The organism is Rhodococcus sp. PvR099, assembly GCF_017833315.1.
Lineage (GTDB): Bacteria > Actinomycetota > Actinomycetes > Mycobacteriales > Mycobacteriaceae > Rhodococcus_G > Rhodococcus_G oryzae.
In genome coordinates this window covers 3,859,885-3,877,001 of sequence record NZ_JAFIBV010000001.1, presented here as the reverse complement: position 1 = coordinate 3,877,001, position 17,117 = coordinate 3,859,885, and the positions used below count along the sequence as shown (strand labels likewise).

The following is a 17,117-nucleotide window of genomic DNA, read 5'->3' as shown; positions in this document are numbered from 1 at the left end:
CCGACCGCGAGTGAAGGGACGCCGAACAATGCAGCTGGGACTGGTCGGTCTGGGCAAGATGGGTTTCAACATGCGCGATCGGCTGCGCGCGCATCGTCACGAGGTGATCGGTTACGACCCGCGTCCCGAGGTGACAGACGTCGAGTCGTTGGCCACACTGGCCGGCGCGCTGCAGACACCAAGGGTGGTCTGGGTGATGGTCCCCTCCGGCACGGTGACCCGCGAGACCATCACCGCGCTGGCCACCGTCCTCGACGCGGGCGACCTGGTGATCGACGGCGGCAATTCCCGCTTCACCGAAGACAAGATCCATGCCGACCTGCTGGCAGAACACGGCATCGGGTACCTCGATTGTGGTGTGTCCGGTGGCATTTGGGGTTTGGAGAACGGATACGGCCTGATGGTCGGCGGCTCGGACGAGGACGTCGCCCGGGTGATGCCGATCTTCGATGCCCTCCGGCCCGAGGGTGAGCGGGCGGATGGATTCGTCCACGCCGGCCCGGTCGGCGCCGGGCATTACTCGAAGATGATCCACAACGGCATCGAGTACGGCCTGATGCACGCCTATGCCGAGGGCTTCGAACTGCTCGAGGCCGAAGACCTGGTCACCGACGTCCACGGCGTCCTGCGGGCCTGGACCAAGGGCACCGTCGTCCGTTCCTGGTTGCTCGATCTCCTGGTCAAGGCACTGGACGAAGACCCCAATTTTGCCGAAATCTCTGGCTACACAGAGGATTCCGGCGAAGGTCGCTGGACCGTCGAGGAAGCGATCAACCATGCCGTGCCGGCCCCGGTGATCTCCGCGGCGCTCTTCGCCCGGTTCGCCTCGCGGCAGTCGGACTCGCCCGCGATGAAGGCCGTCTCGGCACTGCGCAACCAGTTCGGTGGTCACGCGGTACAGCGGGTGTCGGAATCCGGATAGGTGTTCGTTCGTAAGTTCACGCTCCGGGATTTCCGTTCCTGGGACGCCATCGCGCTGGAACCCGGACCAGGGGTGACCCTGTTCGTCGGGCCGAACGGGCACGGCAAGACCAACCTGCTCGAGGCACTCGGCTACCTGTCCTCGCTGTCCTCGCACCGCGTCTCCACCGATGCTCCGCTCATCCGGGCGGGCGCGACCCAGGCCCAGATCGGTGCGGCGGTCGTCAACGACGGCCGCGAGCTGGTGATCGACCTCGAGATCAACGACGGCCGGGCCAACCGCGCGCGGATGAACGGATCGCCGGTGCGCCGGCCGCGCGAGATCCTCGGCGTCCTGCGGAGCGTGCTGTTCGCGCCCGAGGACCTGTCCATGGTGCGGGGGGACCCGGGGGATCGGCGCCGCTATCTCGACGAACTGCTCTGCTCCCGGTTGCCGCGGATGGCCGCGGTCAAGGCGGACTACGAGAAGGTGCTGCGGCAGCGATCCGCCCTGCTCAAGACCGCGGGCGGCGCGCTGCGGCGCGGTACCCGATCGACCGATGGTGCGAGTGCCCTTGCCACCCTTGATGTTTGGGACGGTCACCTCGCGGCGCACGGGGCGGAACTGCTGGCAGGCCGGCTGCGGTTGGTCGCCGAGTTGGGCCCGCACGTCGCGAGCTCCTATCGCGGCATCGCCCCGGAGTCCCGGCCGGCCGCGATCCGGTACCGGAGCAGCCTCGGCGATTCGATGCCGCCCGAGCTCGTCGATCCGGACCACCCCTGGATCAGGGACGACGTCGAGTTGCTCGAGGCGAGCTTTCTCAACGAGCTGGCCGTGTCGAGGCAGCGCGAGATCGATCGGGGGGTGTGCCTGGTCGGACCGCACCGCGACGACCTCGAGCTCCATCTCGGTGATCAGCCGGCCAAGGGCTTCGCCAGCCACGGCGAGTCCTGGTCGTTCGCCCTCTCGCTGCGGCTCGCGGCGTTCGCGTTGTTGCGCGCCGACGGCGCCGATCCGGTGCTGATGCTCGACGATGTCTTCGCCGAGCTCGACCGCACCCGGCGGACCGCGCTTGCCGCGGTGGCTGCGGACGCGGAGCAGGTTCTCATCACCGCGGCCGTCGCAGAGGATGTGCCCGCGGAACTGGATGCGCGACGGTTCGGCATCGAGGCGGTCAGCACCGCGGCCGGGAGGATCTCACGACTCGTGTGAGCCCCTATCATCGACGGACGAACGGAGGCGAGCGCGGATGACAGACGAGTCGAGCCCGACCGGGGGTCCGGTGCCGGAACCGGGACAGCCCGCGAGCACCGAACTGGTGCCCGAGCTGCGCGGAATCGACCTCGCCCGGCGGGCGCTGGAAGAGGCGCGCGCGGCCGCGAAGGCGAGCGGGAAGTCCGTCGGGCAGGGCAGGTCGTCGCCGAAGCCGCGGCTGCGAGCGGGCACCGGTCGACGGGGCTGGTCGGGCGCGGGACCGGACGGACGGGATCCGCAGCCGTTCGGGGCGTTGACGGGGTTGGTCGCGAAGAACAGGGGCTGGTCGCCGCGAGTGGCCGAGGGCACGGTCCTCGGCCGTTGGCCGCAGGTCGTCGGCGAGGACATCTCGGCGCATGCCGAACCGGTCGCGCTGCGTGAGGGCGTGCTGAGCATTTCCGCCGAGTCGACGGCCTGGGCCACCCAGCTGCGGATGATGCAGTCCCAGATCCTGGCGAAGATCGCCGCTGCGGTCGGTGACGGGATCGTGACGAGCCTGCGGATCACCGGGCCGAGCGCTCCGAGCTGGCGCAAGGGGGATCGGCACATCAAGGGCCGCGGGCCGCGGGACACATACGGCTGATCAACCCCTAGATGTACATATAACTCCGTGTTACGGTTACTTCGCCATACAGTGAATGACCCGTGTCACAGGCAGCCCGGGATCGGGTGCCGGAGGAGATTCCGATGTCCATCGAGAGCGTGCACGTCACCGCCGTCACCGAGCCGGATCACATCCTTTTGCAGGCCCGTGATGTGGAATTCGACTGGTCTGACCTGCCGATGCACTGGATCCCGGGGGATCCGTTCACCACCCATGTCTTCAACGTGTTGCACCTGCTGCTTCCCGCGGGGGAGGACTGGTTCGTCGAGACGTTCAAGGAAGCGCTGCCGCTGATCGAGGACGAGAAGTTGCGGGACGACGTCGCCGGCTTCATCGGCCAGGAGGCCATGCACTCGCAGTCGCACGCGGGCGTCCTCGAGCACCTCAAGAAGCAGGGCCTCGATCCCACCCCCTTCACGTCCCAGATGGAATGGGTGTTCTTCCGGCTGCTCGGACCGCGGCCGTTCACTGCCCGGCGCAAGGAGAACTACCTGATCGAGCGCCTCGCCCTGATCGCGGCGATCGAACACATCACCGCCTTCCTCGGCGACTGGGTGCTCAACGCCAAGGGCCTGGACCGGGCGCACCCGCACCCGACCATGCTCGACCTGCTGCGCTGGCACGGATCGGAGGAGGTCGAGCACCGCAGCGTCGCCTACGACCTGATGCGCTACTTCGACAAGCGCGAATCCCGTCGTCTGCGCACCCAGCTCGTGGCCAGCCCGGCGATCGTGTACCTCTGGGTTCGGGGCACCCGGTTCCTGATGGCGAACGATCCCGAGCTCGCCCAGTGGGCGCCGCACCGGCGCAAGCCGCACCTCTCCGATTACCTGGCCGCGGGCAGGCGAGGTGTCCTGCCCGGCCCGAGGGAGCTCGCCGTGCGGATGGGGCGCTACTTCAGCCGCTCGTACCACCCGTCGCAGGAGGGATCCACCGCGCAGGCCGTCGCCTACCTCGCCTCCTCGCCCGCCGCCCAGGCCGCGGCCAAGTAGCGCCGAGATGACGACGATGAGCGCGGAACGGGCACGCAACATCGAGGGCAGGCCGCGAGACCTGCGCGGACGTGACCGCAACGACCGGGTGATGACGGCCCTCGGCTCGTTCGTGGACAGGTACCTCGGTGTGGTGGCCCGCTTCGACTACAAGCCGGAGCACGCCGGCCACAACCCGGACACCGCGATGACCCTGGTGGTGTCCGACCGGACCATCGTGGCCCAGGACGAGAACGTCGCGGCGCTGACCTTCGCCGCACCGGACGGCACCGAGCTGCCGGCGTGGCAGCCCGGCTGCCACCTGGATTTCCACCTGCCGTCGGGGCGTCGCAGGCAGTACTCGCTCTGCGGAGACCCGGCGGACCGGACCCACTACCGCATCGCAGTGCGCTCCATTCCGGACGGTGGTGGCGGCTCGATCGAGATGCACGGACTGCAGCCGGGCACCACGGTGACCGTCCGCGGCCCCCGCAACGGGTTCCCGTTCGTCGGTGCGGGGAAGGCGCTGTTCATCGCGGGCGGCATCGGCATCACGCCGATCCTGGCCATGGTGCGGGCCGCCCGCGAGATCGGGATGGACTGGCAGTTCGTCTACTCCGGCCGTTCGCGGGAGTCGATGCCCTTCCTGGATGAGATCGAATCATGGGATCCGACAAGGGTTTTCGTACGACCGGATGACGAGTACGGGATCCCGACAGAAGAGGATCTGCTGGGTCGCGCGGTCGCGGGAGGGGCCGTCTACTGTTGCGGCCCGACCCCCATGCTCGAGACCGTGCGCAGGGCGTTCATGGACAGCGCTGCGACCTCGCTGCACTTCGAGAGGTTCGGTGCGCCACCGGTTTTGGACGGATCCGAGTTCGAGGTCCAGCTCGCGAGGACGGGCGAGGTACTCACCGTGCCCGCCGACGAATCCGCCCTGTCGGTGATCAAGGAGCGGCTGCCCGGCGTCGGGTACTCGTGCCAGCAGGGATTCTGCGGCACCTGCAAGGTCCGGGTCATCTCGGGCGAACCGGACCATCGCGAGACCCGTCTGACCGACGAGGAGCGCGAGGATTCGATGCTGATCTGCGTGTCCCGATCGACCGGGTCCGAGCGCCTGGTCCTCGATCTCTGACGGTAAGGACTACCCAATGACCAACAGTGCCAACGATTCTCACCCGATCAGGCCGGCGGTTGCCCGCACCGTCCGCAGCGGATCGGTCGAGCTGGCGGTATTCGAGCAGGGCAATCCGGCCGGACCGACGCTTGTGCTGGTGCACGGCTGGCCGGACACCCACCAGCTCTGGGAGCACGTGGTGCCGCAGCTGACGGACCGGTTCCGGGTGGTCAGCTACGACACCCGCGGCTCGGGCCGGTCCACGGTGCCGACCGCGGTCGCGGACTACCGGCTGGAATTCCTGGCACAGGACCTGTTCGCGGTGCTCGATGCCGTCAGCCCCGATCGGCCCGTGCACCTGCTGGCCCATGACTGGGGATCGGTGGAGAGCTGGCAGGCGGTGTGCGAGCCGGGCGCCGAGCGCCGGATCGCGTCGTACACCTCCGTCTCGGGGCCCAACCTCGACCACCTGGGGACCTGGCTGCGTGCCGGGTTCACCAACCCGACCCCGCGAGGGGTCTACAAGCGCCTGACCCAGGCCGTCGCCTCGGCCTACACGGTGTTGTTCCAGACGCCGGGGCTCGGACCGCTGCCGTTCCGTCTCGGCATGTGGCGGATCTGGCCGGCCTTCCTGCGGTTCTTCGATGGCCTGGACCCGGCGCTCGTGCACCCCGCTCCGACCCTGCGCTCGGACATGATCACCGGACTCAAGCGGTACCGGGCCAACATCCGGCCCAAGCTGCGACACCCGGCGGAGCGGCGCACCGCCGTTCCGGTCCAGCTGATCCTGAGCACGCGCGACCGCGCGGTGCGTCCCGTCGGCTACGAGGACATCGATCGGTGGGTGCCGGACCTGCGGCGCCGCGAGATCCCGGCCGGTCACTGGTCCCCGATCTCCCACGCGGCCGACCTCGCCCGGCTGAGCGTGGAGTTCATCGACGCTGTCAGCGACCGGGACAGCGAGGACGGTACCGCCGCCAACTCCTGATCGCGCCACCCAGCTTCCGACCTACCGGAGAGGTCGAAAATGCGCCCACGGGGACGTCAGGGGTGTCATTGGCGGCCCCGACCACGCACGTGACAGTAAGATGGGCCGGGAACCCCGCGGCCGACGCTCGACAGGCCGCGACCGCCTTGGAGACGAGAAGGAGTGCAACCCGCCCGTGGCTGCCCAGAAATCAGACAAGAGCACTCCCAACCAGGACTACGGCGCCTCCTCCATCACCGTTCTCGAGGGGCTCGAGGCGGTGCGCAAGCGCCCAGGCATGTACATCGGTTCCACCGGTGAGCGGGGCCTGCACCACCTGATCTGGGAGGTCGTCGACAACTCGGTCGACGAGGCGATGGCGGGCTACGCCACCTCCGTCGGGGTCACGCTCCTGGCGGACGGCGGCATCCAGGTCGTCGACGACGGCCGTGGCATCCCGGTCGCCATGCACGCCTCCGGTGTCCCCACCGTCGAGGTCGTCATGACCCAGCTGCACGCAGGCGGCAAGTTCGACTCCGACTCGTACGCGGTCTCCGGCGGCCTGCACGGCGTCGGTATCTCGGTGGTGAACGCGCTGTCGACCAAGGTCGAGCTCACCATCGCGCGCGACGGTCACGAGTGGTCGCAGACCTACTCGATGGCGGTGCCAGGCGAGCTGGTCCAGGGTGAGGCCACCTCGCGGACCGGCACCACCACCCGGTTCTGGGCGGATCCGGACATCTTCGAGACCACCACCTACAGCGCGGAGACCGTCGCCCGACGGCTCCAGGAGATGGCCTTCCTCAACAAGGGCCTGACCATCACCCTCACCGACGAGCGGATCACCGACGAGGAGGTCGCCGCCGAGGTCGAGTACGAGACGGGCGAGACCAAGACGCCCGAGGTGCAGTCGGTGCGTACCCGCACCTACCACTACCCCGGCGGTCTCGAGGACTACGTGCGGCACATCAACCGCACCAAGCAGTCGATCCACAACTCGGTGGTCGGGTTCACCGCGAAGGGCACAGGGCACGAGCTCGAGGTCGCGATGCAGTGGAACTCCGGCTATTCGGAGTCCGTGCACACCTTCGCCAACACCATCAACACCCATGAGGGCGGCACTCACGAAGAGGGTTTCCGCGCCGCGCTGACCGCGACGGTGAACAAGTACGCCAAGGAGAAGAAGCTCGTCAAGGAGAAGGACCAGGCGCTCTCCGGCGACGACATCCGCGAGGGTCTGGCGGCGATCATCTCGGTGAAGGTCAGCGAGCCGCAGTTCGAGGGGCAGACCAAGACCAAGCTCGGCAACACCGAGGTCAAGTCGTTCGTGCAGAAGGCGTGCAATGAGCACCTCTCGCACTGGCTCGAGTCCAACCCTGCGGACGCCAAGACGATCGTGAACAAGGCCGTCTCCTCGTCGCAGGCCCGGTTGGCGGCCCGCAAGGCCCGCGAGCTGGTTCGCCGCAAGAGTGCGACCGACCTCGGCGGTCTGCCCGGCAAGCTGGCCGACTGCCGGTCCAATGACCCGAGCAAGTCCGAGATCTACATCGTGGAGGGCGACTCCGCAGGCGGCTCGGCCAAGTCCGGCCGCGACTCGATGTACCAGGCGATCCTCCCGCTGCGCGGCAAGATCATCAACGTCGAGAAGGCCCGTATCGACCGCGTCCTCAAGAACAACGAGGTCCAGTCGATCATCACGGCGTTCGGCACCGGCATCCACGACGAGTTCGACATCGCGAAGCTGCGGTACCACAAGATCGTGCTGATGGCCGACGCCGACGTCGACGGCCAGCACATCTCGACGCTGCTGATGACGCTGCTGTTCCGCTTCATGCGGCCGCTCATCGAGCACGGCCACGTCTACCTCGCGCAGCCGCCGCTGTACAAGCTGAAGTGGCAGCGGTCCGAGCCGGAATTCGCGTACTCCGACCGTGAGCGCGACGGCCTGCTCGAGGCCGGCATGCAGTCGGGCAAGAAGATCAACAAGGACGACGGCATCCAGCGCTACAAGGGCCTCGGCGAGATGAACGCCAAGGAACTGTGGGAGACCACGATGGACCCGAGCGTCCGGGTGCTCCGTCTCGTGACGCTCGACGACGCAGCCGCCGCCGACGAGTTGTTCAGCGTCCTGATGGGCGAGGACGTCGAGGCCCGGCGCAGCTTCATCACCCGAAATGCGAAGGATGTCCGCTTCCTCGACGTCTGATTTCATCCCATCGGCCGGGTCATGCATAGTGATGTGAGTCACAACGCATGACCCGGCTGATTTGGTTGTGGTGCCAGTGGTGTCAGTGATGCCGGTTACGCCGCAATTTTCTCGGCTTCAACTACCTGTATAACGAAACGATAACTTCTTGGGAACATTCAAATGTCGACGTGTAACGCTTGGGCATCTACACTTCTGTACCGCCTAGGCGTCTGTCTCGACTCGTACCCCGGCGAACTCGCTTTCCGCGATCGGGCGTACGGCACGAATGCAGGCCGTCGTGCCGGACCTGGGAGGAAAGTGAGTTTGCAACATGAACACTGAGACGCCGCCGCCGAACAGGCTGTGGAACCTCGAGGGATGGCGCCTGCGCTGGAAGGTCACCGCGGTCGTCGCGATCCCGGTCACCGTCGCCATGGTGCTCGGTGCCCTCCGAGTACAGGAAGAGCTCAGCGCCGCCGCCCACTTCAGCGAGGCGGCGGACCAGACCTCCATCGTCGCGCCGCTGCTGGCCATGGACACCGCATTCGGTCTGTACGTCGGCGGTGCCATTTCGCGCACGGGATCCCCGTCCGACGCCGAACAGGTCACCGAGATGATGGCCGCGATGCGCGAGACTGCGGCGAACCCCGACCTGGACCCCGCCGTGGTGGCCAACGTGGAACGGTTGATCGACGAGACCGAGGCGCTCCGTGGGCAGATCGCGAACATGGGCGTCGAGGAGGTCGCGGCCCGCACCGTCGCGATCCAGGACGACGCGGCCAAGACCGTCTCGGATGTCATCTCCCCCATCGGTGACGACACGATCCTCAAAGAGGGGAACCGGCTCGTCGACGCCTGGGCCGCGCAGCGCCGCCTCTTCGGGCAGACGATGGCGATCCTCGCGCTCGTCGAGAACCCGAAGGCCCCCAATACCGCGCTGATCTCGGCCAACGGTTCCGAGTTGGCCCTCATCGACGTCCTGGCCCGCTACTTTCCAGAGGACGACCCGACCCTGACCACGCTGCGTCAGGCGGTCAAGGACCGCACCGACATGGTGTCCGCCGCGCCCTCCGGTCAGCCGCCCCTGTTCGAGCTGCGCGATTCGATGATCGCCAGCCAGCAGATCTACACCAACCTGATCAAGAACTCGACGAGCTCGATCACCAACAAGGTCGCCGCGAAGGCGAGCGAGACCCGTTCCGCGGCGATGCGCGACGCCGCCGTGGTGCTCGCAACGCTGCTCGCGACGATCGCGCTCGGCCTGTTGGTTGCCCGATCGCTGATCCGCCCGATCCGCCGACTCCGGCGCGGGGCGCTCCAGGTGGCGAACGAGGACCTTCCGAAGGCGATCGAGCAGATCAAGGTCGGCGACGTCACGGCGGTGACCGAATTCGAACCGATTCCGGTGCACACCAACGAGGAGATCGGACAGCTCGCGCGTGCCGTCGACGACATGCACGGTCAGGCGCTCAAGCTCGCCGGCGAGCAGGCACACCTGCGCCTGCAGATCGGCGACATGTTCGAGACCCTCGCCCGACGCAGCAAGTCGCTCGTCGACCAGCAGCTCGGACTGATCGAGAACCTGGAGTTCGAGGAGAAGGACCCCAAGCGGCTGGAGAGCCTGTTCCGGCTCGATCACCTCGCCGCCCGCATGCGCAGGAACGGCGAGAACCTGCTGATCCTCTCGGGCACCAGGACCCGTCGCGGCCATTCCGCTCCGGTTCAGGTCGGTGACGTCGTGCGCGCCGCGATGTCCGAGGTCGAGGACTACCAGCGGGTCGAGGTGAAGGCCACGCCGCAGGGCGCGATCAGCGGCACCGTCGCCATCGACGTCGTGCACCTGCTCGCCGAGCTGCTGGACAACTCGCTGCGGGCGTCCCCGCCGGACAGCAAGGTGACCTTCAACTTCGCGCGTGCCGTCGACGGCGGGCTCCTGCTCGAGATCACCGACCGCGGAATCGGCATCCCCGCGGCGGAGATGGCGGCCATCAACGACCGCCTCGCCTCGGGTGGCGAGGTGAGCCCCGAGACGGCCCGCCACATGGGTCTGTTCGTGGCCAGCCGGCTCGCGGACCACCACGGCCTGACGGTGCGGATGCGACCGACCTTCGACACCGCCCGCAATCAGGGCGTGACGGTCAGTGTGCACGTCCCGCACAGCGCACTCGTCTCGCCGATGTCGATGGGGATGACGGGTCCACAGAGCGCGGTCGATTCCGACGGTTACCCCGTCACCGGGGAGCAGCCCGCCGTTGCGGAACCTGCCGTCCCTGTCACAGTCACCGTGGGTCCGGGACCGCTGACCACTGGTCCGATCGGGCTGCCGCAGCGCACTCCGGCCGAGCCGAGCGGGCTGCCGCAGCGCACTCCGGCTGAGCCGAGCGGTCTGCCCCAGCGCACTCCGGCCGAGCCGAACGGACTGCCGCGGCGTACCCCGGCGATGCTGGGGGTTCTGGCGCAGCGCGCCTCGGCCGCACAGGAGGATCTGGCTCAGAGCAGCCCGTCCGCACCGAGTACATCCGCTACATCCGCACCGAGCCCGTCGCCGCAGCCGAGCCCGCTGGCCCCGACCGCCGGTCTGCCGCAGCGCACCCCCGGCGCGAGCGGTCTGCCGCAGCGCACTCCCGGTGCGACGACCGGTCTGCCCCCGCTCAATCCGGAGGTGAGCGCTCCGGCCCCGGCAGCCGCGCCCACCCCGGTCGTCGAATCGGCGCCGGCCGCACCGGCCACGATGGCGGAGGGGATGGAGCCCGCGGGCACCACGCAGCACCGCTACCGCGTCAACTCGCAGAAGACCGCGTCGTTCTTCCAGCCGCGCGCGAATGTCGAGCCGTTGCGCCCGATCCTGCACCCGCAGGAGACGACGCCGATCTTCAGTGGCATGGTCTCGACCGGCATCGTCTCGGACTGGTTGGCGACGCCGACGCCGGGGGAGGGGAGCAAGAACTGGACCTCGGCCGCGGACGAGGGCTGGAACGCCGCACAGCGCGCCAGCGCCCCTCGCGTGGAGGCTCACACCGAGTCCGGACTCCCGCAGCGGCAGCCGGGACACCAGTTGGTTCCGGGTGGAGTCAACGGGGCTGACAAGATCACTGCCAAGCTGCGCGACCCGGACGCCATCCGCGAGAAGCTCAGCCGCCACCAAAAGGGCATCCGCGACGGTCGTGCCGCCAGCCATGCCGAACGCAACAGCATCTAAGGAGACAGATGAACATGGATCAGGGATCCGCGCTCAACATGGATCAGGGATCCGCGGGCGGCTACTCGCTCGATTGGTTGGTTTCGAACTTCGCGCGTGAGGTGCCGGGCGTCTCGCACGCGGTGCTGGTGTCGGCGGACGGCCTGCTCATGGCCGGCAGTGCGCACCTGCCGCTGGACCGCGCCGAGCAGCTCGCGGCGGTCACGTCGGGGCTGGCGAGCCTGTCGGCCGGGGTCTCCCGGCTGTTCGAGGGCGGCGGCGTCCTCCAGTCCGTCGTCGAGATGCAGCACGGGTACCTGCTGCTGATGAGCGTCGGTGACGGCTCACACCTCGCCACGCTGACCTCGTCGGGTTGCGACATCGGCCAGGTCGGTTACGAGATGGCACTCCTGGTCGATCGCGTCGGCGCCTCGGTGCAGGCGACGCCGCGAGCCGGTATCGGGACCTGATTCCGAGGTGGCCATGGACGAGCAGCACAACGCAGAGACGGGGACCGGGCCCAGCCTGGTCCGGCCGTACTCCCTCACATCAGGGCGCACGAAACCCGCGGTGGAGCTGGCGCTGGAGGCGCTGATCCAGGTTCTGCCCGATCCGGAGAACCGGAACTGGGAGCTGGGCGACATCGAGGCGACCATCGTGGTGTTGTGCGCGCAATCGCCCTCCCTCGCGGAGATCGCCGCCCGGGTTGGCGTCCCCATCGGGGTCGCGCGAGTGCTGGTGGCGGACCTCGTCGAGGCCGGCCACCTGCGAATCCTGGCCACTCTGCAAGAAGACGCGAGCGACAGCGAGCGTCGGGAACTCATCGAAAGGGTCCTCGGTGGACTTCGCCAAATCTAGCGCCCAGCAGAATCGGGTCACCTCGACAAAGATCGTGATCGCCGGTGGATTCGGCGTGGGCAAGACAACCCTGGTCGGGGCCGTCTCCGAGATCGTGCCGCTCCGGACCGAGGCGCTGGTGACGAACGCCTCCGATGGCGTCGACAACCTCACCGGGGTCCCGCAGAAGGCCACCACGACCGTCGCGATGGACTTCGGCCGCATCAGCCTGGCCGACGACCTGGTCCTGTACCTGTTCGGGACGCCGGGACAGCACCGATTCTGGTTCATGTGGGACGACCTGATCCGCGGCGCCATCGGCGCGATCGTGCTGATCGACACCCGCAGGCTCGACGAGAGCTTCGCCGCCGTCGATTTCTTCGAGGCCCGCAAGCTGCCGTTCCTGGTGGCAGTCAACGAGTTCGACGATGCGCCGCGCTACCCGCTCGAGGACATCCGGCAGGCTCTCGCGGTGTCGGCCGACGTGCCGATCATGTCCATCGACGCCCGCGATCGGGAGTCGGCCAAGGGCGGATTGGTCGCGATCACCGAGTACGCCCTGCGTCGGCTCGGTCAGCCGGTCGGGTAACACTCTTCACGCCAGTTTCGGTGCCGCGATGCGCGGCGCCAACCCCGGCCTCCCGTCCTCGACGGGGGGCCGGTTCCGACTTCGGTGACCCGGCGATCGGCCGATCGACCTGCGGACTCGAGTGCCGTCGCGGTGTGTTCGCCGTGGTAACTGCCGACAATCCGCGAGTGATGCCGGGTCTAGCTGACCTGCACCTATAGACTCGGGTGGTTGCGCGACATCCTGCGAGGCGGCCAGTCCGCGAGGAGACGCGAAGCCGAGTAGAAGAGGAGCTCATGACCGACACCACGTTGCCGCCTGAGGGGACGGGGCACGACCGCATCGAGCCCGTCGACATTCAGCAAGAGATGCAGAGCAGCTACATCGACTACGCGATGAGCGTGATCGTGGGCCGTGCTCTGCCGGACGTGCGCGACGGCCTCAAGCCCGTGCACCGCCGCGTGCTCTATGCGATGTACGACAACGGGTACCGCCCGGACCGCGGCTACGTGAAATCCGCGCGACCGGTCGCCGACACGATGGGTAACTACCACCCGCACGGCGACACCTCGATCTACGACACCCTGGTCCGTATGGCCCAGCCGTGGTCGCTGCGTTACCCGCTCGTCGACGGCCAGGGCAACTTCGGCTCCCGTGGCAACGACGGCGCGGCCGCGATGCGTTACACCGAGTGCAGGCTCACGCCGCTCGCGATGGAGATGCTCCGCGAAATCGACCACGACACCGTCGATTTCGCGCCGAACTACGACGGCAAGACGCAAGAGCCGACGGTTCTCCCCAGCCGTATCCCCAACCTGTTGATCAATGGTTCCGGCGGCATCGCCGTCGGCATGGCCACCAACATCCCGCCGCACAACCTGCGCGAGGTCGCGGAGGCCATCTACTGGGCGCTCGAGAACTACGAGGCCGACGAGGAAGCCACCCTGGCGGCGGTGATGGAGCGGATCAAGGGACCTGACTTCCCGACCGCGGGCCTGATCGTCGGCGGCCAGGGCATCAGCGACGCGTACCACACCGGCCGCGGCTCGGTCCGGATGCGCGGCGTGGTGGAGATCGAGGAGGACGCCAAGGGGCGCACCACGATCGTGATCACCGAGCTGCCCTACCAGGTGAACCCGGACAACCTGATCACCTCGATCGCCGAGCAGGTGCGGGACGCGAAGATCGCAGGCATCTCCGACATCCACGACGAGTCCTCGGACCGCGTCGGCATGCGGATCGTCGTCACCGTCAAGCGTGACGCGGTGGCAAAGGTGGTGCTGAACAACCTCTACAAGCACACCCAGCTGCAGACCAGCTTCGGCTGCAACATGCTCTCCATCGTCGACGGGGTGCCGCGCACCCTGCGGCTGGATCAGATGATCCGTCTGTACACCACGCACCAGCTCGAAGTGATCGTCCGGCGCACCAAGTACCTGCTGCGCAAGGCCGAGGAGCGGGCCCACATCCTGCGCGGCCTGGTCAAGGCCCTCGATGCGCTCGACGAGGTCATCGCGCTCATCCGGGCTTCGCAGACCGTCGACATCGCCAGGGCCGGGCTGATCGAGCTGCTCACCGTCGACGACATCCAGGCCGATGCCATCCTCGCGATGCAGCTGCGCCGCCTCGCGGCCCTCGAGCGTCAGAAGATCATCGACGAACTCGCCGAGATCGAGCGCGAGATCGCGGACTACCAGGACATCCTGGCCAAGCCGGAGCGTCAGCGCGCGATCGTGCGCGACGAGCTCAAGGAGATCGTCGACAAGTACGGCGACGACCGGCGCACCCGCATCATCGCGGCCGACGGCGACGTCAACGACGAGGACCTGATCGCCCGCGAGGACGTGGTGGTCACCATCACCGAGACCGGGTACGCCAAGCGCACCAAGACCGATCTCTACCGGTCGCAGAAGCGCGGCGGCAAGGGCGTCCAGGGCGCCGGGCTCAAGCAGGACGACATCGTCAAGCACTTCTTCGTCAGCTCGACCCACGACTGGATCCTGTTCTTCACCACGAAGGGCCGGGTGTACCGGGCGAAGGCCTACGAGCTCCCCGAGGCCAGCCGCACCGCACGCGGCCAGCACGTCGCGAACCTGCTGGCCTTCCAGCCGGACGAGCGGATCGCCCAGATCATCCAGATCAAGACCTACGAGGACGCGCCGTACCTGGTGCTCGCCACCCGCAACGGCCTGGTCAAGAAGTCGAAGCTGACCGACTTCGATTCCAACCGCAGCGGCGGCATCGTCGCGGTGAACCTGCGCGGCGAGGACGAGCTGGTCGGCGCGGTGCTCGCCTCCTCGGAGGACGATCTGCTGCTGGTGTCGGCGCAGGGTCAGTCGATCCGCTTCTCCGCCACCGACGAGGCGCTGCGGCCGATGGGCCGCGCCACCTCCGGCGTGCAGGGCATGCGCTTCAACGGCGACGACGAACTGCTCTCGCTGAACGTCGTGCGTGACGGCACCTACCTCCTGGTCGCGACCTCGGGTGGGTACTCGAAGCGCACCGCGATGGAGGACTACCCGGTCCAGGGCCGCGGCGGCAAGGGCGTGCTGACGATTCAGTACGACAAGCGTCGTGGCACCCTGGTCGGAGCGCTCATCGTCGACGACGACGACGAGCTCTACGCCATCACCTCCGGCGGGGGAGTGATCCGCACCGCGGCCAAGCAGGTGCGGAAGGCCGGCCGACAGACCAAGGGCGTGCGGTTGATGAATCTCGGGGACGGTGACACCCTGCTCGCGATCGCGCGCAACGCCGATGAACCCGATGAGTCCGACACCGCCGCGAGTGACGGATCGAAGGAGTCTTAGTGAGCACTCCCAACCAGCCCGGCAGCGACCGGCAGGGGTCACCTGCCGGTCCGGGCGCTCAGCCGCAGGCAGGTAAGCCGGAGGGGACGAACGGGACTCCGTCACCGGCGCCCTCGACCCCGGCGCCTGCCAAGCCCGACGCGCAGGCGCCCGCCAAGACCGACGCTCCGGCGGCGGCGACGTCGGCACCAGGACAGCCTGCCGCCCCCGCGCAGCAGGCCCCCGCCACGGCTCCCGGCCAGGACCGTCCGGCCCCGCCCGCACAGGGCACGGGCCAGACACCGCCGCGCCCGCAGGGGCAGGCGCCGCAGGGGCAGCAGCCGACCGGACCGTCCCGTCCGGCGCAGGCTCCGCCGTCCGGCACGACACCGGCGACGCCCGCGCAGGGATCGCGGCCCGCAGGTGCTCCGCCGCAGGGCGGCGCCGCACCGGCCGCCCCGCAGGGTGGCCGGCCGACCCAGGCTCCGACCCAGGCGCCCGGCCAGCGTCCGCAGCAGAACGGCGGCCAGGCCAACGGCGCGGGCACGCGTCCGGGTGCTCCGGCCGGCGCGCCGGGTACGCGTCCGGCGTCGCCCCCCGGCGGCGCCGCAACGCGTCCGGGTGCCCCCGCGGGTGCACCGGGTACGCGTCCGGCATCGCCCACGAGCGGTTCGGGTGCGCGCCCCGCGACGCCCGCGGGTGGTCCGGCGACGCGTCCGGGTGCTCCGGCGGGCGCACCCGCCACGCGTCCGGTCTCGACCCCGAGCGGCCAGGGCACTAGTCCCGGTGCTCCTGCGGCCGGTAAGCCCGCGGCGGGAGCTCCGTCGGGTGCCGACGCGGCGAAGACGGCGCGCAAGGAGGCCGCCAAGGCCAAGTCAGCGGTGATCGACGGCCCCACCCGGCACATCGACCGCTCCGATCTGGCGAAGGACCTGCCGGACCTGTCCGCGGTCAAGCATCCGCTGCCCGGCGACGCCCCCGCGGCGGCAGCAGGCGCGGGCCCCAAGACGGGTGCGCAGCCCGCGCTCGTTGCGGTGCCGATCGATGCGGTCGCGGGCGACCCGTTGCGCGCGACCATCCAGGTACGCAAGGTCGACCCCTGGTCGACGCTCAAGGTGTCCCTGGTGATCTCGGTGGCGCTGTTCTTCGTGTGGATGTTCGCCGTCGGATTCCTGTACGTCGTGCTCGACGGCATGGGTGTCTGGGATCGCCTGAACAACGCCTTCACCGACATCGTCTCGGAGACGGGCGACGAGGGCCTTGTCAGCGCGGGACAGGTGTTCGGCTACGCCGCGCTGATCGGTGCCATCAACGTGGTGCTCTTCACCGCCCTCGCGACGATCGGATCGTTCATCTACAACCTCTGCACGGACCTTGTCGGTGGGGTCGAAGTGACCCTCGCCGACCGCGACTGACCAGGGGTTTCGGTTCCCCGCCGGGCCGGTTTTGGTCGCGGCCGGTCGGTGGGGTAATCTCATGCCTCGGTTCAGGGAGACAAGTTCGATGCGTCTCCCGGACCGAGGTTAAGGGCCTATAGCTCAGGCGGTTAGAGCGCTTCCCTGATAAGGAAGAGGTCGGAGGTTCAAGTCCTCCTAGGCCCACTCCCCGTGCCGACGAAGGGTTCGAGCATGAAGGTACTGCTTCTCGCGGCAGCCGTTGTGACCGTTCTCTTCGGGTTGACGAAGCTGCGGTCGCAGCGCCGCAGCCAGGATGTATGGCACGAGGTCACCAGCCGCTAGCGCG

At 68.4% G+C, this 17,117-nt stretch carries 14 protein-coding genes and 1 tRNA gene; all 15 read left to right on the top strand.

What is annotated here, in order from left to right; all coding sequences use genetic code 11:
* The first annotated feature begins 10 nt into the window (after positions 1–10).
* Positions 11–922 carry a phosphogluconate dehydrogenase (NAD(+)-dependent, decarboxylating) gene (gnd, locus tag JOE46_RS17850; RefSeq protein WP_374102902.1) on the top strand — a complete coding sequence of 304 codons (912 nt, stop codon included), beginning with the start codon at positions 11–13 and terminating at the stop codon, positions 920–922.
* Entirely contained in the window at positions 923–2,113 is a 1,191-nt protein-coding gene (gene recF, locus JOE46_RS17845; RefSeq protein WP_209927989.1) for a DNA replication/repair protein RecF, read from the top strand. It begins immediately after the preceding gene.
* A gap of 37 nt (positions 2,114–2,150) precedes the next feature.
* Positions 2,151–2,738 (top strand): DUF721 family protein, encoded by a 588-nt coding sequence (locus tag JOE46_RS17840; RefSeq protein WP_209927988.1) that lies wholly within the window; start codon positions 2,151–2,153, stop codon positions 2,736–2,738.
* Positions 2,739–2,842: 104 nt separating this feature from the next.
* The gene (locus JOE46_RS17835; RefSeq protein WP_209927987.1) at positions 2,843–3,751 is read left to right on the top strand and encodes a metal-dependent hydrolase; all 909 of its coding nucleotides are present in this window, start codon (positions 2,843–2,845) and stop codon (positions 3,749–3,751) included.
* 7 nt (positions 3,752–3,758) lie between these two features.
* Positions 3,759–4,865: a 2Fe-2S iron-sulfur cluster-binding protein gene (locus JOE46_RS17830; RefSeq protein ID WP_374102901.1), complete on the top strand. Its 1,107-nt coding sequence runs from the start codon at positions 3,759–3,761 to the stop codon at positions 4,863–4,865.
* A 16-nt stretch (positions 4,866–4,881) separates the two neighbouring features.
* On the top strand, positions 4,882–5,835 hold the full coding sequence (locus tag JOE46_RS17825; protein ID WP_209927985.1) for an alpha/beta fold hydrolase: 954 nt from the start codon (positions 4,882–4,884) through the stop codon (positions 5,833–5,835).
* A gap of 175 nt (positions 5,836–6,010) precedes the next feature.
* A complete protein-coding gene (gene gyrB, locus JOE46_RS17820; RefSeq protein ID WP_097210743.1) occupies positions 6,011–8,020 on the top strand; it encodes a DNA topoisomerase (ATP-hydrolyzing) subunit B in 2,010 nt (669 codons plus the stop codon).
* A 313-nt stretch (positions 8,021–8,333) separates the two neighbouring features.
* Entirely contained in the window at positions 8,334–11,201 is a 2,868-nt protein-coding gene (locus JOE46_RS17815) for an ATP-binding protein (RefSeq protein ID WP_209927984.1), read from the top strand.
* Between the two features lie 38 nt (positions 11,202–11,239).
* Positions 11,240–11,650, top strand: coding sequence for a roadblock/LC7 domain-containing protein (locus JOE46_RS17810; protein ID WP_077044018.1), 411 nt, complete (start codon positions 11,240–11,242; stop codon positions 11,648–11,650).
* Positions 11,651–11,663: 13 nt separating this feature from the next.
* Positions 11,664–12,038, top strand: a complete 375-nt coding sequence (locus JOE46_RS17805) for a DUF742 domain-containing protein (RefSeq protein ID WP_077044017.1) — start codon at positions 11,664–11,666, stop codon at positions 12,036–12,038.
* Positions 12,019–12,606, top strand: a complete 588-nt coding sequence (locus JOE46_RS17800; protein WP_097210741.1) for an ATP/GTP-binding protein — start codon at positions 12,019–12,021, stop codon at positions 12,604–12,606. The genes JOE46_RS17805 and JOE46_RS17800 overlap by 20 nt, the downstream gene beginning before the upstream one ends.
* Positions 12,607–12,881: 275 nt before the next feature.
* Positions 12,882–15,395 carry a DNA gyrase subunit A gene (gene gyrA, locus JOE46_RS17795; protein WP_097210740.1) on the top strand — a complete coding sequence of 838 codons (2,514 nt, stop codon included), beginning with the start codon at positions 12,882–12,884 and terminating at the stop codon, positions 15,393–15,395.
* On the top strand, positions 15,395–16,789 hold the full coding sequence (locus tag JOE46_RS27000; protein WP_209927983.1) for a DUF3566 domain-containing protein: 1,395 nt from the start codon (positions 15,395–15,397) through the stop codon (positions 16,787–16,789). The genes gyrA and JOE46_RS27000 overlap by 1 nt, the downstream gene beginning before the upstream one ends.
* A gap of 112 nt (positions 16,790–16,901) precedes the next feature.
* A tRNA-Ile gene (locus JOE46_RS17785) sits at positions 16,902–16,975 on the top strand.
* Between the two features lie 27 nt (positions 16,976–17,002).
* A complete protein-coding gene (locus JOE46_RS17780; RefSeq protein WP_209927981.1) occupies positions 17,003–17,113 on the top strand; it encodes a DLW-39 family protein in 111 nt (36 codons plus the stop codon).
* The last annotated feature ends 4 nt before the right edge of the window (positions 17,114–17,117 follow it).

Coding starts and splice junctions, on each gene's coding strand:
- JOE46_RS17780 (WP_209927981.1), top strand. CDS start 17,003: ATGAAGGTACTGCTTCTCGCGGCAGCCGTTGTGACCGTTCTCTTCGGG.
- JOE46_RS17815 (WP_209927984.1), top strand. CDS start 8,334: ATGAACACTGAGACGCCGCCGCCGAACAGGCTGTGGAACCTCGAGGGA.
- JOE46_RS17840 (WP_209927988.1), top strand. CDS start 2,151: ATGACAGACGAGTCGAGCCCGACCGGGGGTCCGGTGCCGGAACCGGGA.
- gyrA (WP_097210740.1), top strand. CDS start 12,882: ATGACCGACACCACGTTGCCGCCTGAGGGGACGGGGCACGACCGCATC.
- JOE46_RS17835 (WP_209927987.1), top strand. CDS start 2,843: ATGTCCATCGAGAGCGTGCACGTCACCGCCGTCACCGAGCCGGATCAC.
- JOE46_RS17810 (WP_077044018.1), top strand. CDS start 11,240: ATGGATCAGGGATCCGCGGGCGGCTACTCGCTCGATTGGTTGGTTTCG.
- JOE46_RS17805 (WP_077044017.1), top strand. CDS start 11,664: ATGGACGAGCAGCACAACGCAGAGACGGGGACCGGGCCCAGCCTGGTC.
- JOE46_RS17825 (WP_209927985.1), top strand. CDS start 4,882: ATGACCAACAGTGCCAACGATTCTCACCCGATCAGGCCGGCGGTTGCC.
- JOE46_RS17830 (WP_374102901.1), top strand. CDS start 3,759: ATGACGACGATGAGCGCGGAACGGGCACGCAACATCGAGGGCAGGCCG.